The sequence below is a fragment of the Zwartia panacis genome (genome assembly GCF_030410395.1).
Lineage (GTDB): Bacteria > Pseudomonadota > Gammaproteobacteria > Burkholderiales > Burkholderiaceae_B > Zwartia > Zwartia panacis.
In genome coordinates this window covers 21,734-44,048 of sequence record NZ_JAUHHF010000004.1, presented here as the reverse complement: position 1 = coordinate 44,048, position 22,315 = coordinate 21,734, and the positions used below count along the sequence as shown (strand labels likewise).

Genomic DNA, 22,315 nt, shown 5'->3' with positions numbered 1-22,315 from the left:
TTTAGTTCAACCTTCCTTGTGCGCCGCCTACGCTGAATCTTCCCGCACCCAGCAGGGCAATGGCCAGGGCGCCAAATAAATAAAGCCCTTGCAACTCCAGCAGCCAACCACCTGTTTTAGTCAGGTGAAATAACTGGTGACTGTGCGCGAGGTAAACGGCAACAAGCATATTCAACACGACGACGACCGCGCTGATGCGTGTCAACAATCCAACGATTAACAATACCGGGGCGATGATTTCACCGATATATACACCATACGCCACCCAGAACGGCCATCCATTGGCCTGAACCATCGCAGAGATCCCGCCGATCCCGTTCATCAATTTGTGCAAACCGTGCATCAACAACAAAATTCCTACAGAGAGTCGCAATACAAGTTTGCCGATGTCATCGTAGCGATTCATCCCGATTCCTTTTTCAAATTCAAACTGTCAGTCACATCTTAACTGGGGATTCGGTATTATTGCCGAGGTAATGTAAAACTGACGAATGGTGAAATCAATGAGTGAAGCAGTCAAATACGAACAAGAGGGTGGTGTGGTGACCCTCACCTTAAACGAACCCGAAACGCGCAATGCTTTATCGCCAGCAATTATTGATGCTTTAGTGGCCTATGTGGCCAAAATCAACGCAGACCTTTCGGTGGGGTGCGTGATATTGACGGGCGCAGGCGAAGGGTTTTCCTCTGGTGGAAACGTCAAACGCATGCAAGACCGAAACGCAGCCCCAGCGCAAAAGGCACCTGTCGATATCCGCGCCTATTACACAACAGGGATCCAGCGCATACCCCTGGCACTTCATACCCTGGATGCGCCAATTATTGCCGCCGTCAATGGTGCGGCGATCGGCGCAGGTTGCGATTTGGCCTCGATGTGCGATATACGGATCGCAGCACGCAGTGCCAAATTTGGTGAAAGCTTTGCCCGTATGGGACTGGTTTCGGGTGACGGTGGCGCTTGGTTCCTGCCGAAAGCCGTTGGCCTCTCCAAAGCATATGAAATGACATTCACCGGAGACTTTGTCAGTGGCGAGGAGGCGGCTCGGATTGGATTGGTTTCCAAGGTTGTCGATGATGAGAATCTGTTGGAAGAGGCACACGCCATGGCACAACGCATTGCCGCACATCCCGTGCATTCAATCCGTATGAGCAAACGCCTGATCCGGGACTCCCACCATGTCAGTCTGCCTGTCGCACTCGATATGGCCGCGGCTTCACAGGCGCTCGTTCAAACCACGCACGACCATAAGGAAGCCGTTCAAGCCTTCGCTGAAAAACGCAAACCAAAATTTGAAGGTCGATAGGAGCAGGGGGCTTAAACTCTGTAAGATGCAAGCATTATCACCACTCGCGAGGTCACCGCATGAAACTCACATTTCTGGGCGCTGCCAGTACAGTGACGGGTTCGAAAACCCTGCTGAGCACAGCCAACCATCAAGTTCTCATCGACTGCGGCTTGTTTCAGGGATATAAAAACCTGCGCGCGTTGAATTGGACCGCATTTCCATTTGATCCAAAAAAACTTGACGCGGTGGTGTTGACGCATGCGCACCTTGATCACTCAGGTGCTTTGCCGCTGCTTGTGAAGCAAGGCTTTCACGGCCCCATCTATGCAACATCCTCGACCATCGATTTGTGTAAGATTTTGCTGCTCGATAGTGCCAAGCTCCAGCAAGAAGAGGCTGACTTCGCCAACCGACATCACACGACAACTCATGAAGTCGCGCTTCCCTTGTATACCTTGGACGAAGCCAGAAAAACTTTTCGTTTATTCAAACCGCTTGAGTTCAATCAAACGCACGAAATCACCCAAGGCTTTTCCCTACGCTATCGGCCCGCAGGTCATATTCTCGGTGCAAGTTCAGCCGAAATAACCGCTGAGGGCAAGACGATATTGTTCTCAGGCGATCTGGGACGTCCGAATGATCCAATCATGAATCCTCCGGCACCCATCGAGCGTGCCGATTACATTGTGATGGAATCCACATACGGCGACAGGAGGCACGGCGCCCTGGATGCTCAGGCGCAACTTGGAGATGCGATACGGCGGACATCAGAGCGCGGCGGAGTCGTGGTCATACCCGCTTTTGCGGTCGGAAGAGCTCAGGAAATTTTGCTGGCGATCTACCGCCTCAAAATTAGTAAAGCCATTCCTAACCTGCCGGTTTTCCTAAATAGTCCGATGGCGATCAATATGACAGAGATCTATCAAAGGCACTGTCAAGAGCATCGTTTAAATGCTCGCGAATGTGCCGGTCTCGGCAACGTTGCCAAAATGGTCAGGACACAAGAACAGTCGCGTGCGCTCAATGCCGTGCGCTATCCCTCAGTCATTGTGTCGGCAAGCGGTATGGCAACTGGAGGACGTGTTCTGCACCATTTAAAGACTTTTGCGCCTGACCACCGCAACACCATCATATTCGCAGGATTTCAAGCTGGCGGAACGCGGGGGGCGAAAATCGTGTCAGGGGAACGCACTGTCAGAATTTTCGGTGAAGACGTGCCGATTAACGCAGAAGTTGTCTCGCTGGACGGAATGTCCGCGCATGCTGACTCTCAGGAACTGATGGGTTGGCTCAAAACCGCCAAGCGTGCACCCAATACCGTGTTCTTAAATCACGGTGAGTCACCAGCAGCCGATGCCATGCGACTCGAGATTAAACATACGCTGGGGTGGCATGCGGTCGTGCCGTTACTAGGTCAACAGTTCGACATCAATTAAAGCGTTTTGGATCCTTTGATCCATGCGTAATAACCGCATAATGTATATTATGTAAAGTAAAGGATTTAAGTAGATGAAGGTTTGTATTTATGGTGCCGGCGCTGTAGGTGGTCACCTTGCTGCCCGTCTGGCAGCCGCTGGAAAGCATGAACTCTCTGTGATTGCGCGCGGGCCTCAGCTTGAAGCCATCAAACAGCGTGGTTTAACGGTTTCACGTGGCGAGGAAATCCATTCCGGTCGCCCACAACATTCCACGGATCGCCCGGACACCTTGAGCCCACAAGACGTTGTGATCGTCACTTTAAAAGCACAAGCCTTGCCCAATGCCGCAGCCTCGATAGAGTCGTTGCTTGCGCCTGATGGTGTTGCGGTATTTGCCATCAATGGTATTCCCTGGTGGTGGCATAAAGGTCTCAATGTCCCTCAGACCCCCCTTTTTCATCTCGATCCTGACGGACAGCTCTGGAATCGTTTAAAAGACAGAACACTCGGCTGCGTCATCTATTCACCCAACGAAGTCATCGAACCCGGTGTCATTCGCAGCGCGCTCAAGGATCGATGGATGCTTGGGGAGCCCGATGGCTCTGACTCGGAACGCTTGAACCGCGTTGCTGAAATTTTTCAATCCGCGGGGATCAGAGGACTCGCCACAACGAATCTACGCTACGAGATCTGGTACAAACTCCTGATCAATTGTGGTTTGAATCCTGTCGCGGCGCTGACCAGACTTCCAACGCCACTCATGAATAAAAATCCAGACATTATCGCGTTGCGAAAAGCAGTGATGCTTGAGGTCATGGAGATCGCTCTCGCGTGTGGAACGGATTTAAGAGGCAAAATCGATCTCGATGAATTGTGCACGCCCACCAAACGATCCGGATCGAATCGCGCATCCATGCTTCAAGACGTCTTGGCTGGGCGCTCTCTCGAGCACGAAGCCATACTCGGCGTCACAGTCTCGCTCGCGCAGGAACATGGCGTTTCTGCGCCGAGATGCGAACTCATGCTCGGGCTGATGCGAGGCTTGGCTGAGTCGATGCAACAGTCTTCTTGATCTGAAAGACCGTTGATGACCACAGAAATGTTTATTTTTTGAATGCCGCGCGTAATTCTCGAACACCTAGCGCCAGGACACGCGCGTCAACGCCTACCGCGACAAAGGTGCAACCCAACTTCAGATAGTGCTGCGCCAACGTACGGTCAGGCGTCAAAATACCAGCGGCTTTTCCATGCTTCAAGATGGTAGCAATCCCTTTCTCGATCGTTGCCACCACCTCTGGATGACCGGGATGACCCAGGTGACCCAAGGCTGCCGATATATCTGACGGCCCCAGAAATACGCCATCGACGCCCTCCACCGCACAGATTTCATCCAGATTACTCAGACCCGTTTTAGTTTCAGCCTGAACAAGCAAACAGATCTCGTCATTTGCGACTTTCACGTAATCTTTTCGTGAGTCCCAACGCGATACTCGAGCAGAACCATAACCTACACCCCGGATACCATGAGGCGGATATCGCACTGCCTGAACAAGCTCACGGGCCTGTTCGGCAGTATCCACCATCGGGATGAGTAAATTTTGAACGCCTAAGTCCAAAAGCTGTTTGATCAGATGCGTTTGACCAATCGGCGGACGCGCCACAACCTGAGTGTTGTATGCCGCGCAGGCTTGCAACTGGCTCAGGATCGTCAGCGGATCTGTCGGAGTGTGCTCACCATCCAGCAACATCCAGTCAAACTCCGCCGTAGCACAAATCTCTGTCGCGAAAGCATCAGGCAGAGAGACCCATAAACCGATATTTGCCTCCCCTGCTTTCAGAGATTGCTTGAACCGATTGGTGTAATCAGGCATCTGATCCTCACTCTTTTTCAAATACTCGATGACTTGGACAGCACTTTGCTGATGGCTTCACCGATCTGGGTTGTATTTGCTTTGCCGCCTAAATCAGGCGTGTGAGGACCTTGGCTCAACACTTGTTCAATCGCTTTCACAATCGCGTCATGTGCATCGAGATAAGGCTTTTGATTCCCTGCTGGCAGACCGCGTCCCAAATAATCAAGCATCAGCGCACCGGACCAAATCATCGCGATCGGATTCGCGATATTTTTGCCGTAAATATCGGGAGCTGAGCCGTGAACAGGCTCGAATAATGATGGGAACTTGCGATCGGGGTTCAGGTTGGCGGATGGCGCTAAACCAATCGTGCCTGTACATGCCGGCCCCAAGTCGGAGAGGATGTCACCAAACAAGTTGGAAGCCACCACCACATCGAAACGATCGGGTTGCAACACAAAGCGTGCGGACAAAATGTCGATGTGCTGCTTGTCGGTGGTCACGCCAGGATAATCTTTCGCGATCTCAGCGGCACGTTCATCCCAATAGGGCATGCTGATGGCAATACCATTGGATTTGGTGGCGATCGTCAGGTGCTTACGCTCACGGCGCGAGGCCATTTCAAATGCAAAACGCAACACTCGATCGCATCCGATGCGGGTGAAAATCGACTCCTGAAGAACGATTTCACGATCAGTGCCTTCAAACATCTTTCCGCCAACAGCGGAGTACTCACCTTCCGTATTTTCACGAACGACGAAGAAGTCGATATCGCCTGCTTTGCGATTAGCCAATGGGCAAGGCACGCCGTCAAACAAACGCACTGGGCGCAAGTTGATGTACTGGTCGAACTCACGACGAAACTTGAGTAATGAACCATACAAAGAAGTATGGTCTGCAACAATGGCAGGCCAACCTACTGCGCCGAAATAAATCGCATCGCAATCCTGAAGATGGCTTTTCCAGTCCGCTGGCATCATTTCGCCAGTTTTAGCGTAGTAATCACAAGACGCCCAGTCAAAATGGCGATATTCGAGGTTCAGACCGAATTTCTCCGAGGCCGTCTTCAGAACCCGCAAACCCTCGGGCATGACTTCCTTACCAATACCATCACCAGGCAGCACTGCAATACGAAATGGGCGACTCATGCGCTAATCCCCTTGATTAAAGTTATATGAATCTTACTATTTTTTACAGGTCGAAGGTCCGAGTGCGTCTTGGGCAGCCCTATTAATCCCGGCGTTCAGCTCCGAAATATTTGAGACGCTATATACCTTGCCCCCGGTCGCTTGCGCCACACAGGCTGCAGCGCCAGAACCTCCGATATCGACGACGTTGATTTTGAGGTGAGGCTTTTGTCTGGCCAGATTCTGGGCAACCATGCAAGGATCACCACCGCAGGACTCGCCACCGTCTGATACCAGCAAAATCGTACTTTCCTTGTTGACGCCATCCACTAATCTGCCTGCCTCCAGAATGCCGTCGGCCAACGGTGTGCCCTGATGAGGACGCAACCCTCGGAGTTGATTGATCATCTGCCCGCGTTGTGTGGGCGCATATCGCCCCATATTGCGGGCAGCCGGGCATGCGTCCACCACCACCAGTCCTGTCCCGACGTCAGAGGGCAACCTTTGCAACACATCAACAGTGGCCTGTTGCGCCGTGACCATCCGAGTCGGTTGCCGGGTCAACTGTTCCAGTCTCTGACGATCCTGGGGAGTTAAAAACTGCATGGCTAATGGACCACGGTTCAGAGTCCCTAAGACCCATTGCTCATCTTGACGAGAGGCATTGACGTTGACCATCATCGATCCGGAGGAGTCAAAGACAACGACCATCTCCGGCGCCAGCGCTGCAGGACGATCCTCGGGACACAGGTTCTTCGCCGTGGTGATGGTCGCTGGAGGCTTAACCACTGGTTTAGGTTTCGGCGGAGGCGGTGGAGGGACCGGTTTTGGCGGCTTGGGTGGCTCTGGCACAGGAACAGGCTCTGGCTCAGGCTGCGGTTCAGGCTCAGGTTCAGGCTCTGGATCGATCACAGGAGGATCAGCTGGTTTGGGCTCATGCACAGGCTCAGGTGGCTCAGGAGGCAAGGCAGGCTGAATCGGTGCGGGCGGCTCGGGGGTCGCCGTTGGTAACTCAGGCGTTTGAGTTGCAGTAACAAGTGGTTCAAGAGGGAGTGCAGGATGATTAAAGGGTGAACGCGGACACCAAAACCACCAGAGTAGAAATAAGATCAACAATAAAAGTAATAATGCCGCCAGCCACTTCCAAAGACTTGTACCCGCCGCAGTCGCAACCGCTGCAGGAATAATTGGCGCAGCAAGCGTCTTTCTGGGTGAGTCAGATGAAATCGCACGATTCCAAAACAATATGACAGGCTGGCCGCCAACTGAGTAAATCGCTTCCAGCGGAGGTTCCGCACTTGCATCGCGCAATACTCGCAACAAAGCGGGATCATGTGATTCATGCGCTTCATACACATCAGCAAACTGCGAAAGAGCTCGTAATCGCTCAAACAACACGTCCCTGAGATTGTCGGCAGATAGCTTCGGTAATTGGGTAAACGGGATCGGCTGTCCCGCAAAAGAGCTATACCACTGCACAACACCATCTGAAAGTAGCCTGGGAGTCGCATATAGATTGGCGACACTTGGCGGAACCTGCGAACCCAGAACACTCAAAAAGGATGCGTGCAGCGTCTCAAGTTCCTGTACTTGCACAGGAGTAAATTGACGCTGCGCGATCCGATGCATCGCGTTACTCCAAAATTGCAGATTGTTTGCGTAGTTTTTCGACCTCTACCTCGACGGCCTGTATACGCGCACGTAACTCCTCTGCGTTATTTGCACCCGATGTCACGGGTGTTTTCTGGAGTTCTTCCAAGCGTGCTCTAGCCGCATTGACTTGCGCGGTCAGCGCAGCATTGGAAGGATTGCTTGATTGCACAGAACGTATATATGCACCCACACTTCGTGTGATGTTAGTCACATCAGCTCGGCGTTTGGCGACGTCGGCAGCCACGAGCGTATTCTTCTTTTCCATATCTGCAACCGCTTGACGCAATAAAACATTATTTTGTCTTTCTGCGGCGAGCTGTGCCTCTTTATCCTTGGCGCGCGCATCATAGGAACCAGAAAAATCACAGTTCATTTTCGTGAGCAACCCGGCATCTCGCATCGCTTTCGGATCACAACCTGCTTTATCCATCGTACAAGCGGTCAATACAGAAACGACCCCAATCATCCCTAAAAACTTAATCGCTCCAATCATCATTTCACCTTTATCCTGTCACTTTAATTGATGATGCCAGACCGTAGGCAACGTCGAGCTGACTTTTCATCACGTCCCGGGTACGGCTGAGTTGGTCAAGCTGACTTTGCAATCTACGAACATCTGCGCCAACTGCGCGCTCTTTCTCAATGATGTCCTGAAAGCCGTCAATGCGTGCATTAATGTTTGCCAGTTCTTTTTCCAGATAGGCTTTGTTCGCATTAATACGATCGAGCTCGGCTTTTGCTTTTCTTTGATCAATTTGTTTGGCTGCCACTTGTTTCTCAAGAGTTTTTAACGTTCTCTGGTTCTCTTGTAAAACGACATTGATGTTTTGTAGTCTTGCCTGTAATTTTTGATTGTCAGATTGAACATCCTGTATGAAGGAGTTGATCCGCTGTTCATTATTCGCATATTTGGCGCGTCGCTGATCCAGCAAATAATTGGCACCGGCACCGACCCCACAACCAGCAACAGCAGCGATCGCCATACAGGCCGTTTTATTACCTGAATTGCTCAGTGCGCAAGCCAGTACACCAGTCAGCGCGCCAGCCGCACAGGCTTGCGCACCAGACTTGCTAAAAAACTTTGCATCTTCACCGTCGGTCAATCTGGGATCGACATCCCCTCCTCCAACATTTTGACAACCCGCTAAAAAAACACAACTGATCAATGCGATCAAAGCGGTTCTTAATTTGAGACTTGAGCTTGTAAACACTTTCTTCTCCTTAATTTACCGAAACTTTTTTACAGGCAGACAACCACTCAGTTTGAGTGACTTTCCGGTCCTTCAAATACTGTTCCAAGTGAGACCAATATGTATCCACGTAAGCGCCAAGATTGCTGCTCTTTCTCGACAATAATTGCTGACGTTTAACCGCAACCTCGGGCGACACCATCTGAGTGGTGTAGATTGCACCAGCCTCGACAATGCTGTCAGAGTAAAGACCCAGTGCAAGTTCCTGGGCGGCTTGGCGTGTATCGACGTTGCGTTTAATCAATGAACAACGCGCTTGATCCTCTTTGGGTAGTGTTTCAACCTTTGCGCAACTCTCGTCGTAATTTTTCTTCAACCCATCATAGAAACGACCCTCGCGATTAAGTAATACACACATAAACGCGCCTTGTTGAAGTGCCGAACGAATCGCAATACTCCTTTGTTCATCACGAGTCTGATTGCTGCTGCGCAGCTCTGTCCGTAAAGACTCAAGTTCTTTTTTAAGCTTCTCGTCTTTCAAGCCTGTCATCAAATTACTCAGGCGTTCAACCGTACTCGTCGAATTGGATTGCTGTGATTGCGGGGATGGAGAAGGAGCATTTTCTCGCGTGCCCAGTTCAGACCACCCCTGTTCAATTTCCTGGCTGCGTTTTGAAGAGGTCAATGATGGCGCGACGACGACCAGCCTGAACCCTGAGGTTTTCTGTTTATTTGGCGCAGACTCACGATAGTAAGTTTGTTCTTGCCTCCAGGAGGTTCGCACATCACTCTCAGGCGTCATAAAGTTGGCGCCGCGTACGATGAAACCACCTGCCTGACCATGAAATCGGTCAAGTTTATTCAAACGAAAAGATTCAAACATCATTTCATCCGCGTTACCCAGCATGTCATGCAGCCCTAATGGGTTAGGCTGAAGCAAACCTGCCAATTGAAGCTTACCGTTGGAGGATTGAGATCCGCCAAACCAGACATATTTATTCATTCCTTCGGGCATCGGAAAGGTCGCTTCTCGAAACTCGGTACTAGAAACACTATTGCCTCCACGCGCGGCAAATTCCCATTCGACCTCTGTTGGCAACCTCGCGAATCCGGCGACACCGTCTTCCACAGGCAAACTCTTGAGCGCATTGGCCCGTAGCCAAAGATTGAGCTTATCGCTGAACTGCATCGCCTCAAACCAGCTGATTTCAACTTTTGGAAGCATCAGTTTCATCGAAGGTCTGGGACAGGTATCTTGCATGACAGACTGATATTGAAGCTCTGTGACTTCATATTTAGCCATTAAATAATATCGACCAGGATTTGGCGTGCTGGTAGTAAAGCTGCCTGCGATGTACGCTGGATGGGCTTGTTCCAGATACCGCAGCGCGGCCCCTTCCGAACCAAGCGTCACGCCAAAATCTTCAAGTGGCTTGGTTAAAGGAATATGCACACGACGAAAAACCATTGATCCCTCACAGGGCAATGGCATCACGACATCTCCGTCCGTCGGTTTAGGATTGAAAAACCGTGATTCCCAAGCTGCGGCAATACCGACAGAACATGTCAGCGACATGCTTAACGCACACATCCAAAGTGATATTTTTTTAAAGATCACGCAAACTCTCCGCGGGTTCAATTTTGGTGACAAACACACCACCAACTCCTGCAACAATGATCGCAAGCAATAGCGCACCTGCAAGTGCGAAAATAAAATGTATGGGTTCCAGTCGGCAAACAAATCGATCCGCCTGCATATACTGCCCAAGCATTTGATTAAATAACTGACTGCCCAGCAGATACATCAGACAACCCACGCAAAAACCAACAAACGTCAATAAAGCGGATTGCATGACCACATATAGCTGCATCGCGACTTTTCCATAGCCCATCAGACGCAATAATGCGAGATCTTTTCTCTTGCGATCGATATTTGCCATCAATGCGCCAATTAATGAAGCTGCGCAGCCAAGAATGGCAATCCAGGCGATTACCCCAAATACAATGCCTAGAACTTTGTCGATGGACTGTACAGATTTGATTTCTGCCAGACGGCTAGAGGTCTCGATCCCCTCCTCTGTGAGCCGATTTGCCAAGTTCTCAACATGCTCAATCTTGTCTGCATAGATTCTGGCTCTTGCGAAATGCGTTCGGGGCTGTATTTCACCACCTGTCTCAATCCCGAATCCGGGGATTTTGAAACCATCCCGGAAATCTTCGATTTCAACCAAGAGGGGTAACGACAGAAAAACTGCCGGCCTGGAAAAAGACTCGGTGGGTAAAACTGCCAAAACGCGCACTTCTATCTGAGCGCGTTCGGTTCTATTTTCAAAAATTCGAGACACTCGAATTTGAATCTTTTCGCCAGCCTGAATCCCCAGTCGCGTGGCGGCTGATGCACTCAAGACCACTTCATCTCTTGCGCTGGGAATCGAGACGCCGCTCAATACTGGATCACCCGCTGCGGTCGGGATCAACTCGACGCTTTCCGCAAAGCGACGGCTATCCACATACAAATCAGCAATAGTGTTTAACGATCTCGTCATGGGCAGAATGAAAGCAACATTCTGTGACTGTCGCATTTTGTCAAACCACACTTGATCAAGTTTCGCACTTGCCAGCATTCTGATTTCTAAATTTCGAGGATCAGAGAGTAACTCGGTGCGCATTTGACTCACGATGCCAAATTTCAAACCAAACAAGAGCAACAAAGGCGCAACAACGGCGACGATCGAAGCCATGATACAGATCGAAACTTTGCGATCATGCAATAAGTCACTTAAACCAAGACTCATTAGCACCTTAAGTGGAGGTGCTGATAATGTTGAATACATATTAGTTGCACTCATCGAAGATCGTCCTTCTTTGAGCACTGACAGTACCAACGATTTTACGAATGCCAACATCAGAAACCAACGACCACTCATGCGTCACAATGAGCGCCCCAATCCTGAACTCGCGAGCGATTTCAACGATCAAGCTAAACAACTCTCTTGCCAATATAGGATCAAGCGCTGCTGTGGGCTCGTCGGCCAGGATCAAACTTGGCCTGTGAGCGATCCCGCGAACAAAAGAAACACGTTGACGCTCACCGATAGAGAGTTCCGATGGCATGCGTTCAAGTAGTTTTCCCAAGCGCAAGCGATCAATGACATGTTCTAGCAAATCATCTTTACCCTTCAGGCCTACCAGGCTTCTTGACAGCTCAATGTTTTGCTTGACGTTGAGAAAGGGTAATAAACCGCCACTTTGTGGGACAAAACCGAGCTTGTGCTGTCTCAATCTTGCCCACCGTTTCTCTCTGGTATCCGCCGAGCATTGCAAATCATGCGTCAAATCAAACGCACCGAGACAATGACGCGAGACGGACTTCGGTTCTAAAAGCAAACCGATCGCTTCAAGGAGAGTACTTTTGCCGCAGCCACTCGGCCCAACAATCGCAGCAACCTCTCCTGAATCTAATTTCAATGCGCCCAGGATAACTTCATAAGCGTCACCCTCCCTGCCGCGGGAAACCCTCATGTCGACAATATCGAGGACTGAATCAATCACGCTAGGGTAAAGACTCTAAAGGAACAGGATAGACTGCTTCGCTTGGAACGCTGCCTTTCGCAAGCGATACCCAGGAGCCTGTATCGGCGTTAAAACTTTGATATTGCTTGAGTTTTGTATTCAACCGCATCATGAATTGGGTCTGTGCTGCGACTGACATGGCTTTCCAACTTTCTTCATCCAGGCCCATCACATCGCTTTTGTAGGGCAATCCCTCAAGATACTCTCCGAGCAAACCCATTTGTCCGAGTTTTTGAGCGTTCCCCTGCCTCAAATCATTCGGGTCACGACCCATCGTCGCCGCAACAGAACGCAGGCGATCAAACATGTCAGTAGGCGAGACCAGCGAAGCATTGGCCGCATCAACAATCTGAGTGACAACCGAACTTAAATCGCTCAACTGAGCTTTGGTTAATAAAACGCGTACTTCAGTCGTTGGTATGTTTTGTTTGACTAAATCGCGATCGCTAATCCAGGCCTTAAAGAAAGGCGGTGCCTTGGTATTTGTGGCCCCACCCAGATAGGCCAGCTGCATGGCACGACCAAGCAATGCGGAATCCCGGGCGATCGCCGCAGCCGGTGAACCTGCGGGTGCAGCGGGAGGCTGTGTGGGAGGGACTTGCGCCGCAGTCAATGCACTACCCGCCACCACCTCGCCCATCGATGCTTGTTTAATCTGGCTCACAAGGGACTGCCCGAGGCTTTCGATCGTGTCACCAAAAACATTCACGCGTCCTGCATCGACAGGATAATAAAGCGCTCGATTGGCAACCGAATTGAATGCTAAGGTATCGTACTGACGCTGCGCGGATTGATGATTTTTAACACCCTCAGGCGTTTTTAAGTGCAGAACATAGAGTGCCACGCCCTTCTCTTTGGCAAGCTCGCGAATAGCCTGTGCATCCAGCCCCGTGGTGGACAAAGGATCGCTGGCTTCGAGCGCTCCAGCGTCCGTCACAAGTACGATATAGCGCGCACCAAACTCGTTCCAATTGATCTTTTCAAGCGCCTCTTTCACGCCTGCGTAAGGATCTTCATCAAACTTGGGGGTCGATATTTTTGTCGCTTTTAAGTCTTTAATTTTTTCAAAGAAGTCAGCACCATTTTTGACTTGGGTAGGATCAGCATAGATACGTGTGTTGTACTCAATGGCTGGCACAGCCGATAAGGCCGATCGAAATGCCACCAGTCCAAACTTGACTTTGTCGTCTATCTTTTCTTTTTCCATGCGGGCATAGATGGTTTTCATCACCGCACGCATGCGCTCGATATAGGGATCCATGGACAAGGTGGAATCCATGACAAACACTACGCCGGCACTGAAAGCCTTGATCGAACTTTGAACAACCTGGGGACTCACTGCGGCATTGGCTGAAGGATCTTGTCTGCTGACAGAGGCAACTTCTAATAGCCTGACATTAAAGCCGGCATCGCTCATCACTTCTTCAGCTTGCAAAATAGGCAGCAAGTAAAAGTTCTTTCGAAAATCAACATATAACTCTGGTTCTTTTGCGACGACCTGCGGATTGCGACCCACTTTTGCCATGCTGTCCAGGATTGGTGCATAGGTTGCCGCTGGATCAGCAGAATCGAGAATTTTTTCAATACTTTCCCGATCCTTAAAAAATAATGAAAGCTGGCGATTGGCTGGGTTGGTAAACGCTAGTGACATCTGCATTTTCCACTCTACCGTGCACGCAGCATCTAACCAGCCAATTTTTTTTCCGACTGTATCAATTCCGACTTCTATCCACTTTTTTCCAGCGCTTTCTTGTTTCTGATAGACGTAATAACGACTAAAGGCTTCTTGCGCGGCACCACTCTGATCGCCTGGCTTAGCATACAGCTTGCAATTCGGTGTGGTTAATACTCGCTGGTAAAGTGATTTCTTTCCCTCTTGAAGCAGAGGTTTGTTTGAATTGCCCTGCCCCACACTTGCGGATGAGAAAATCAAACCAATGAGGCAAAGACCGACAGCCGAAAATGTTTTCATCTGCATTTTATTTCCTTAACGCTTCGATGCGAGCTTTGACCTCTGCATTCTCCGGCTCTTTGGACAGCACCAGCTCATACCAGTAGATTGCAGTCTCTTTGTCAGCAGCAGTCAGGCAACCCGCTACAAACGTTGCTGGATCGAATTCACGCGCATAAGCCAGAGCAATTTTTGCATCGCCTGACTGCCCTTTGAATGCATACAGACGCTGCACCACATCACAGCGTTTTAAATCTTTGGCTGCAGCAATCACTGACAAAACCTGATCAGACTCAGGGTTCGTTTTGAGGCAACTCTGGATAAAAACCAGATCATCTTTTGCAACTTTTAAGGCCTCCGCGCTGCAAGCTGGCGGCTCGACAGGAGCGCTCGTCACGACAGGCGGTGTTGATGGAGTACTCAGACTCGTTGAGGGGGTTTCAGGAGTACTCAAGTGCTTCCAGGCAAAATAGCCCGCGATCAACAGTAAAAATAAAACGACTAAACCGATCAACAAACCAGTTTTAGATTTTTTTGGATCCGGCATGACAACAGGCGCGCTTTCAGCGTTTATTTCAGGCTCAGGCACGACCTGAGTTGCCTCAACCACTGGAACTTGCTGAATAGGCCGCGCAACGTGCGTCACAGGATCAGCGCTCTGCCCCGCCGCGCGAGAAGACATAATGCCTTCACGAATACGCATCACACCTACTCCGGACTCAGTTCCAATACGTGCTTGCAACTGGTAGGTCATTTGGGGATTTTCGATGAGCGGATCCACTAAACGGGCATCAAACGTCAGTACGACAGCATCATCGGACAATTCTTCGGACAAACTCACCTGATGCCATGTCTGCGTCGCCACCCACTGTGCGTGCTCCCCAAGATAGCGGTGATCCTGATTACGTTGAATGCATACCTCTGCGCTTGCACCAATTTCAAGGGTGCTGCTTTCCCAGCCAGACAAAACCAAAATTCCCTCGCCAGGTCTGCCGCTGGCTGCTGATTTAAGTTCGGGCCTTGTTTTCTTCATGATCCAGAAACCACTCTGACTGCATTCAATTTGGTGATTAAGTTTCCAAGCTCAGCATTTTGTTCTGGCCTGATTTCACGACCCCCATCATGGCCTGCGTTATCCAGCACCATTTGTGCGAAACCGACAAGCCAGTCGCCCATGTAAATACGTGTGTGATCCACAGCTTCATTGCCAATCGTCGGCAACTTGCCTTTAGGAATGCTTGAAGGAAGTTCAAATAACTTGTGGCCTGTCCGTATTCGACTATCTGGCCTCTGCGCCAAAGGAACCTTGATATAACCCAACCATGCTACAAAATCACCAAGCAACGTTTTAGCTGCCATAGCCTGACGGTCAACCAAACGTTCACGCTTGGTACCCACTTGCTCCACACCACTCAACGAAGAAAGCAATTGTTTTTGAATATCCAGTCGAGTTGCAGCTGTGATCAACTCGTCACATAGCATCTCGGTTGCTTCTTTGGGCAATCCAAAATATCCAAGTAGTGCATTCTGACTCGGAATATTGCGCAGATGTTCAATCCACTCACGCAAGACAGCTTGCGCAAAGCGTGCATCACTGCTTAGGGGTTGCAAAGCACGTGTGCTCGATGCTGAAATTGTCTTGGGTTGATCACCAAAAATATCCAGGGCATCATCCAAGCCAAAGGGATCGTCACCTAAATTGAGCGCGGTAGGGGTTTCTTCACTCGTTTCTGAAGTTGCAGCTTCAGATGAAGAATCAGCACCGAGATATAGGCCTTGCAAAACGGAGTCAGATAAGATCAATTTACTCTGCAATTCCGCCAATAGCGGGATACGCGGCCTTAGTGCCGTCACAACTTGTTGAGCGACTTTACGCTTAGCTTCAATCTCACCCATACCGTCTTGATGGAACCAACGACCTAAACGGTTATCCACCAAATCATGCAGCACAGCTTCCAACTGCTCTGCGATTCGATCAAGTTTAAATTGACGGACAGAAACTTTTGCAAGGTAATGACTCAAACGCTCGACTCCGCCATCGTTTAGAGCCATCATTGCCTTCCATGCCACGCCTGGCTCGGAAACATGATTTTGAATCAACTCGGCTTGAGAAAATGTCCGCTCCATTAAAGCGATTTGATTAGTTGTCGATGCAGTCACCCCTGTTTCCTGACCATTTTCCATGTCAAGAAACGCGACAGGCATGCGAGGCTTACGAACCAGAAAAGTATTACTGAAGGGCGACCCATTGGCCCAGTCTTGCATCCAATCGAAGTTTCCGAAACGCTCGAGCATTGTCATCTTCACGAGGTTGTTCCAGACTGTGTGCAGCATATCCTCATCTTTGCTCAGCGAGTCTGCGATCTTCATGTCGAACATCGTGACAGCCCAAATCAGACCAGGCAAACGCTTGGCACGTTCTGAGGCGCTATCCCCCTGTGTTTTGCGAATCCATTCCGTCAAAACAGGACCGACCTCAGTGACATCGGATTGCTTGTGCGATGCCGTACATACAACCAGAACATTCATTTCCTGCGTATCGGTATAACGCTCAAACAAATAAGCCACCTTGCCGCGTAAAAGCAGTTGAGCGACTGGATTTCCAGATTTCTCTTTGGCTTGTGCCGAAGAAATATCCACCAGTGAATCGAGACCCAGGCGTCCTCGATACCCGGGAAAATCAAGTAAATCGACTTCTTCGAAAATCTTTTGATGCGGCACATTCACCAAGGGAAAAATCAACTCGGCTGTCAAGGCAGCAAGTTGAGCCATGGTTAAGTTTTGCGCGGATCTCACCTCCCCTGAGCATAAGGGCAACACTGAAATCGGCATATCCTCCGGACGTCCTAACCGCTCCAGCATGTCAACGTTCATGATGCTATCAGCCTGGGATAAAGTTCCATCAGGCCCCGTCGGACGAACAACAGCATCGATAGGTGCGTATACACGCGCCGGGTAACCCAGCGCTGCAAGCGTCTGAGACAACATCAGAAAAGTTTGAGTCAACGCTGGCGACTCACGCCAGAGGCAAGAAAAAAGGAGTGCACGATCACTCAGCGACAAAAATGGCGCAAGCTCGACCGCACGGGGCAGAAAATCAGTCTCTAGCCCTCTGATCGAAGATGCATAACTTTCACGCAAATAATCCCAGAAAGAAACCATGTCATCTTCTGTCACCCCAGGCACGCGTTGACTCAATCGTCTGGACTCAAGCAGAGCGAGCTGTTGCTTCGCAGCATTCAAGTCAATAGCATCGCCAATTTTTTCGAAATTAAAATCATTGAAATACGAATTGGACAGGATTTTCGCCAATTCGATTTCTTCGAATAATTTCAACTCCAAAGGAAAGCCGGCGGGTCCCTGTTTCGCTTTAAAACTAAATCGCGTCACTAAGCCAGTCGCTTCCTTGCCTCCACCGGGAGGATTGATGTGCGTCAAAAAATCCAGACGTTTTCCATCCACTTCAGTTTCAAGCTTGCCGTCAGCACCGGCAGCTAATGCAGAAATCAGATAGGACTTGCCCGCCTGGGAAAGACCAAAAAATCCTACTGTGGACGGCAAACGAGAAGCAATCGATAAACTTTTAGCTTGATTGCGAATCCGTCGAAGCTTGGTGATTAAACTGTCGGCCTCGTTATCCACACTGCGTGCATTACCTCGCACACGTCCAATCCACTCGATCGCCTGACCAGATTCATCGCGAATCGTTTGCCAGCCTTGGGATAATTTTTCAGTTAAGTCTGTCATGGTGCTTACCTCACGCTGCCGCTGTCGAGCCAATACTGCGAATCACCCAAGCCCGCATCGATCATCGTGTTGAGTCTGAATTTGATCTTGCTCTTGGAACCACCCTCGACGGATGCCAGTTCAAAACTTTCTGTCCCTGCACGTTCACTGCGACGTAATGAAACCTTCAGGACAACGCCTTTTGAGGCAAGCTTTTCGCGCAAGTCGCGATCTTCAACCGTTAGGGTGTAAAGCGGCGAAGCCGGCCAGCGATCCGCCTCTAGCTGTCTGAAGCCTAAGCGCATCGAGCCGCGCATTTCAAAAGTCGTATCGGGGAACTCGTAATCATCGCGATCAAGATCGATATCTCGATAAAAAACATTAGAGTCTTTAATCGCATTATTGTTATCGATCATGCCGATAAATCGTAAAGTTGAATAAGGTTTAAACGCCGCTGATCGGAAAAAGAAATTCGGCAGGCGCAGACTCCGACTCAGCAAACATAGCATTGCGCCCACGGCAGCCGTACTCTTTGGATCATCAATCCTGCCGTTTTTATGAAACGGATACCAGGGACCTGTTCGGTATTGATGCAAAGGCAATATCCGACTGGCAGGCACCGCAAGCAGTGAACGCAGATACGCCAAGACACCTGGCATGCGGGAGGGTCGCCCGGTCAGAAGCAGTACGTCGGGTTGATAGGCATAAATCACCTCAGAGAGGGCTTTAAGTGTTTTGCAGATATTCAGTTCGCCACGAACAAACTGTTCGTGCAAGCGACGTAAATTAATACTGATTCCGACCTCCATGAGACTAAAGCCCATGGCAGATGCCCCACCCAAACGCTGAACAGCTGTGTTGACATACTCCAATACATCCGCGGTGGGCTGGCTGGCATCAGACAGCAGATCCGCCATCGTGACGATACCTAAATTTCCGGGGTCAAGCGGATCATACTTTTCGTATTCTTTGATGACTCGAAGTGCAACTGGATACAGTACTTGTAGGGTTAACTGTTGACGAAGCACCGCCACATGTGCATCAAGGGACTCACTCCCCATCAGCCTGGAAACAAGCGCATCAGGCTCAGTAATACCGGCTGTTTTAAAAGCAGTTGCAAGCGAAGGCAACACCACCAGACGAATCACATCCAGCACAATGTCATCGCCCGCGATTTTGAATCCATCGCGAAAACGTTGTTCGGGAATAATATAGGCACTCCCCCCTACATCGCGACCGGCATTTTCATAGCCTTTATCAAGAGAGTACTCATTGATGACCAGATCTGTTGTGCCCCCTCCAATATCAATGGTCGCAATTGATACATAGGGATCGTGAGACCCTTCTCTGGGAGGCTGATCCGGGCGCGCGAGCGCAGCAAAAAACTCCTCGGGACGGCCACCGAAATTGTTGTGCGTCTCGCTAAACAAATACACGACTTGACCGCAGGTTGCCTCATCCCACTGAACATGCACCTCCGGGAAAGCTGGAAAAGCCAAGGCGCGATCTTCTTCGGTCTCCATACCTGCATCTTCGGGATGCCAGCCCAGACTCTTCCAGATCAAGCCAATGGCTTGATTCATGCGCGCCTGGAAAATTTTGCGTTCAGGCTGTGGCATTGCCGGCGGAACAGTCAAAATGATGGATCGCAAATGACGCGGCACGCGCGCATGACTCTGGCGCAACCGCTGGGCAGGACTATTGATTTGTGCAAGCGCTTGCGCCAACACTTCACTGAGCATGAACGTCATCAAAGAGCTGCGCGAATAGTGAGGATGAAACACGGGCATCCGGTCATCCGGCTCAAGTGTGTAAAGCGCTTCCCCCATCTCGTTAATCAGACGCGAAACCGGCGCTGCAGTCGCGTGTGGTTCGGCCTCAGTTTTTACGTAAGAGGTATTGAAGCGCCACCCCGGCTCAAAACTCTCTTGATCCCACAAATAGCGCTTGGGACTCGAGAGTCCCGTGGCACCTTCCGTGCCGCGTCGCAAGCTGGCAAGGCGTCCAGCCTCATGACCGATACGGGCAATTGTCGGCCACAGGAATGCATCGCTGCGTCCACTTTGAACGGAAAAGTGATCCTTTCCAAACGTTGCTTGTGAAAACTCGATACGACTCTCAAAAGGTTCGCTGTAAACATGTTCAGGTTTGGTGAGATCCCGCAATTCAAGTTCATAGCGTCTACGCAAACCATCGCTCTCCTGAGGATGGTCTTCGATCAAAATGCCACAACTTCTGGAGTTGCCAATATCAAGCACAAGATCAACTGGTATAGGCTTGTATAGGTCATTCGGAGCATTCGAGATCACTTTGATCTCAGGCACATTCAGTTGAGTACCGACAAGATGCAAGACATTCAGGTAGTGCGCTTGATGGTGTAAGTCAGCCAGTTCAATTCGAATATCCTCCGCATCTTTTTTCAGACGAGGACGAGCCAGCTCCGTATAAAGCTCCCTGAGCCAGCTATCAATCCATTGCTGATCAAGAAACCAACCCATTTCATGAGAGCGATGCGCAAAAGCAAAACTCGTCCCTGCTTTCACATCGTCGACAGAAGGCCCCATGTAAGCCGTATCGCTTCGGCTCGGTTGGACCTTTGTATCAAAAGCAAAAGTTATTCTGTGCGTATGTCCGTCGGGATCCGCTCCCGGGCGAACCTCAGTCACACGTAACCGTGCCCAGTTGGACGGACCCTCTTCGTAACGCGCGGGCGGACTGAAACGAAAATAAGGAACAGGAATCCAAGTATCGATCAATAATTTGAGCGACTGGTCCAGACTGACATCAAAGCGAGACTGCACAGGGGCTTTTTTATCATCAAAGGAAAAATGCAATTTTCCAGTTCTTGAGTCTTCTTCAAGCCTGCCAAGTGGACCGGCCTCACCCAGTTTGGCAAACTCGCCAGACTGACCCTTCACAACAAACGTCGCGGCAAAGTCCAAAAATTGCACACCACTACCCATGATGAGCGTGGTTTGTTCTTCGTATGAATGAATATCTGGCAGCATAAGGTTGCTTCCTGCTATTTTGGAGAGTGTCTCATTGACACTGGAAAGGTGGTGCCATTTTCGTATCGACCCTGGCAATCCGCACGCCCATCCGCCTGCGGAGTACACGTGACTTTAGGAAGCGCTATCGTGCCGCCATCCGAACACTTTGCAACACCACGGTCACTGATTTGTAGGGTGCGGCTTTGCATTTGCGCAGATACCGAGCCAACACATTGCGAACCATCCGCGCGTCGAATCGTCACTTTGCCTTGACCATTACCCTGGCTGAAGTCGTACTCCATGCGCAAGGGCTTCCCAGTCTTGGCATCCTGAATACCCGTCCCGGCAGTCCAAGAACCATCCAGAAAACGCGTGTCTCCTGAGTTGAGCGCTTGTTGAGGGATCGTCATGGGACGGCCTGATTGGGCACCTGGTGCCGTATTGGTTGTGGGTTCAGCACGAGGCGGCACGGGGCTTTCGCTCTGAGGTTGATTTGCAGGATTGGGTGCAGGTGGAGTGTCGGGATGAGGCGTTGGATTTTGCCCCACAGCATTATTATTTTCAGGCGAAGTGGTATTCGCTGCTGTCGGACCCACTGGACTTTCCGCCGCTGGAGTATCTGCCGCTGGAGTATCTTTCAATCCTGCACCCGTGCTCACCGCTCCTGTGTCAGGAGATACGGGAATATTAGGAGCATTGACATCTCCCCCAGAGCCAGGCAACCAACGGCGCAACCATGTCACACTTCGATCGACCAGACCGTCGGGGGCCGTTGACACCCTGGGAGATTGAACCGTACCAGGTGGTAGAAGATGATTTTGCGTGGTTTGAACAGGCGGCCTCACACCGGTTGATGCGGCCTCTGGCGGCTGCAAGACCACGGGTAGCGTACTGGGCGCACATGCGCGTAACAAGAAAAACAATAGCAACAACAACAATAATAAAAGCAGTAGCCACCACCACCATGCCCTTCTGGCTGGGGTCGGTTGAAGTGGCGCGGTCTCTGATCCTTTTGCGTAGGCAATGGGTCGTAGACTTGAAAAGGGATCCGCTGGCAAGGTAGAACCTTGTGAATGAAAACCCCAAAAAGCGATCACAGGCTCCCCATTCACGAGGTAAATAAAATTGGTGTCAGGAAAATAAAAGACCTTGCTCATCAAAGGAAGAACAGTATTTTTTTCCCGTTCAGCTTGAGCGTCTCGTGACTGTGACTGGCTCATCTGTGCAATGGCGCGTTCTAATGCCCGATGTGCCTCATCGAGTTTGGACAGCGCATATTCACGCTCTTGACTTGACGCGGCGGACCAGGGAACGACCTCGCCATTGACAGGCGCGTACCAGTCGACCATGCTGCCGTGCTGATTGGATTGTGGAATGGCCAGACAATTGGCCGTCGTGACGCCCGCCTTGAGGCGAATGGCCTCGCGCAATTGAAACGCAACCGCATAGACAGGTTGCCCACCCTCACCGATCGCTTTGTAGTGTTGAGGGTTACCGCTGACTAGCAGACTTCCAGCCATTCAATCGATCCTCTTTGGCGTCATAATT

Annotated in this window: 17 protein-coding genes; 3 read left to right on the top strand and 14 right to left on the bottom strand. The window is 50.4% G+C overall.

Annotation, left to right across the window (positions count from 1 at the left end; all coding sequences use genetic code 11):
• Position 1: 1 nt before the first annotated feature.
• Positions 2 to 406, bottom strand: coding sequence for a DoxX family protein (locus tag QWY30_RS07240; RefSeq protein WP_290239638.1), 405 nt, complete (start codon positions 404 to 406; stop codon positions 2 to 4).
• Between the two features lie 97 nt (positions 407 to 503).
• Between QWY30_RS07240 and QWY30_RS07235 the strand changes: the two genes are divergently transcribed.
• From QWY30_RS07235 to QWY30_RS07225, 3 genes are all read left to right on the top strand, one after another.
• The gene (locus QWY30_RS07235; protein WP_290239636.1) at positions 504 to 1,304 is read left to right on the top strand and encodes a crotonase/enoyl-CoA hydratase family protein; all 801 of its coding nucleotides are present in this window, start codon (positions 504 to 506) and stop codon (positions 1,302 to 1,304) included.
• Between the two features lie 59 nt (positions 1,305 to 1,363).
• Entirely contained in the window at positions 1,364 to 2,722 is a 1,359-nt protein-coding gene (locus QWY30_RS07230; RefSeq protein ID WP_290239634.1) for an MBL fold metallo-hydrolase, read from the top strand.
• A gap of 73 nt (positions 2,723 to 2,795) precedes the next feature.
• Positions 2,796 to 3,776: a ketopantoate reductase family protein gene (locus QWY30_RS07225; RefSeq protein WP_290239632.1), complete on the top strand. Its 981-nt coding sequence runs from the start codon at positions 2,796 to 2,798 to the stop codon at positions 3,774 to 3,776.
• A gap of 31 nt (positions 3,777 to 3,807) precedes the next feature.
• Here QWY30_RS07225 and QWY30_RS07220 read toward each other — a convergent pair whose 3' ends face one another.
• The 13 genes from QWY30_RS07220 to QWY30_RS07160 all read right to left on the bottom strand — a co-directional run bounded on the left by QWY30_RS07220 (position 3,808) and on the right by QWY30_RS07160 (position 22,287).
• On the bottom strand, positions 3,808 to 4,575 hold the full coding sequence (locus tag QWY30_RS07220; protein WP_290239630.1) for an aldolase/citrate lyase family protein: 768 nt from the start codon (positions 4,573 to 4,575) through the stop codon (positions 3,808 to 3,810).
• A gap of 17 nt (positions 4,576 to 4,592) precedes the next feature.
• A complete protein-coding gene (locus QWY30_RS07215; protein WP_290239629.1) occupies positions 4,593 to 5,705 on the bottom strand; it encodes a tartrate dehydrogenase in 1,113 nt (370 codons plus the stop codon).
• Positions 5,706 to 5,741: 36 nt separating this feature from the next.
• A complete protein-coding gene (locus QWY30_RS07210; RefSeq protein WP_290239627.1) occupies positions 5,742 to 7,313 on the bottom strand; it encodes a vWA domain-containing protein in 1,572 nt (523 codons plus the stop codon).
• 4 nt (positions 7,314 to 7,317) lie between these two features.
• The gene (locus QWY30_RS07205) at positions 7,318 to 7,833 is read right to left on the bottom strand and encodes a DUF4349 domain-containing protein (RefSeq protein ID WP_290239625.1); all 516 of its coding nucleotides are present in this window, start codon (positions 7,831 to 7,833) and stop codon (positions 7,318 to 7,320) included.
• 7 nt (positions 7,834 to 7,840) lie between these two features.
• Entirely contained in the window at positions 7,841 to 8,548 is a 708-nt protein-coding gene (locus QWY30_RS07200; RefSeq protein WP_290239622.1) for a hypothetical protein, read from the bottom strand.
• Positions 8,549 to 8,558: 10 nt separating this feature from the next.
• Positions 8,559 to 10,103, bottom strand: coding sequence for a formylglycine-generating enzyme family protein (locus QWY30_RS07195; RefSeq protein WP_290239619.1), 1,545 nt, complete (start codon positions 10,101 to 10,103; stop codon positions 8,559 to 8,561).
• Positions 10,104 to 10,134: 31 nt separating this feature from the next.
• On the bottom strand, positions 10,135 to 11,268 hold the full coding sequence (locus QWY30_RS07190) for an ABC transporter permease (RefSeq protein ID WP_290239617.1): 1,134 nt from the start codon (positions 11,266 to 11,268) through the stop codon (positions 10,135 to 10,137).
• A gap of 94 nt (positions 11,269 to 11,362) precedes the next feature.
• Positions 11,363 to 12,049 carry an ABC transporter ATP-binding protein gene (locus tag QWY30_RS07185; protein ID WP_290239614.1) on the bottom strand — a complete coding sequence of 229 codons (687 nt, stop codon included), beginning with the start codon at positions 12,047 to 12,049 and terminating at the stop codon, positions 11,363 to 11,365.
• Between the two features lie 31 nt (positions 12,050 to 12,080).
• Entirely contained in the window at positions 12,081 to 14,072 is a 1,992-nt protein-coding gene (locus QWY30_RS07180; protein WP_290239612.1) for a vWA domain-containing protein, read from the bottom strand.
• 7 nt (positions 14,073 to 14,079) lie between these two features.
• Positions 14,080 to 15,084 carry a hypothetical protein gene (locus tag QWY30_RS07175; protein ID WP_290239610.1) on the bottom strand — a complete coding sequence of 335 codons (1,005 nt, stop codon included), beginning with the start codon at positions 15,082 to 15,084 and terminating at the stop codon, positions 14,080 to 14,082.
• Positions 15,081 to 17,798 (bottom strand): putative virulence factor, encoded by a 2,718-nt coding sequence (locus QWY30_RS07170; RefSeq protein WP_290239609.1) that lies wholly within the window; start codon positions 17,796 to 17,798, stop codon positions 15,081 to 15,083. The genes QWY30_RS07175 and QWY30_RS07170 overlap by 4 nt, the downstream gene beginning before the upstream one ends.
• A 5-nt stretch (positions 17,799 to 17,803) precedes the next feature.
• Positions 17,804 to 20,785, bottom strand: a complete 2,982-nt coding sequence (locus QWY30_RS07165) for a virulence factor SrfB (protein WP_290239606.1) — start codon at positions 20,783 to 20,785, stop codon at positions 17,804 to 17,806.
• 14 nt (positions 20,786 to 20,799) lie between these two features.
• The gene (locus QWY30_RS07160) at positions 20,800 to 22,287 is read right to left on the bottom strand and encodes an SrfA family protein (RefSeq protein WP_290239604.1); all 1,488 of its coding nucleotides are present in this window, start codon (positions 22,285 to 22,287) and stop codon (positions 20,800 to 20,802) included.
• Positions 22,288 to 22,315 lie beyond the last annotated feature (28 nt).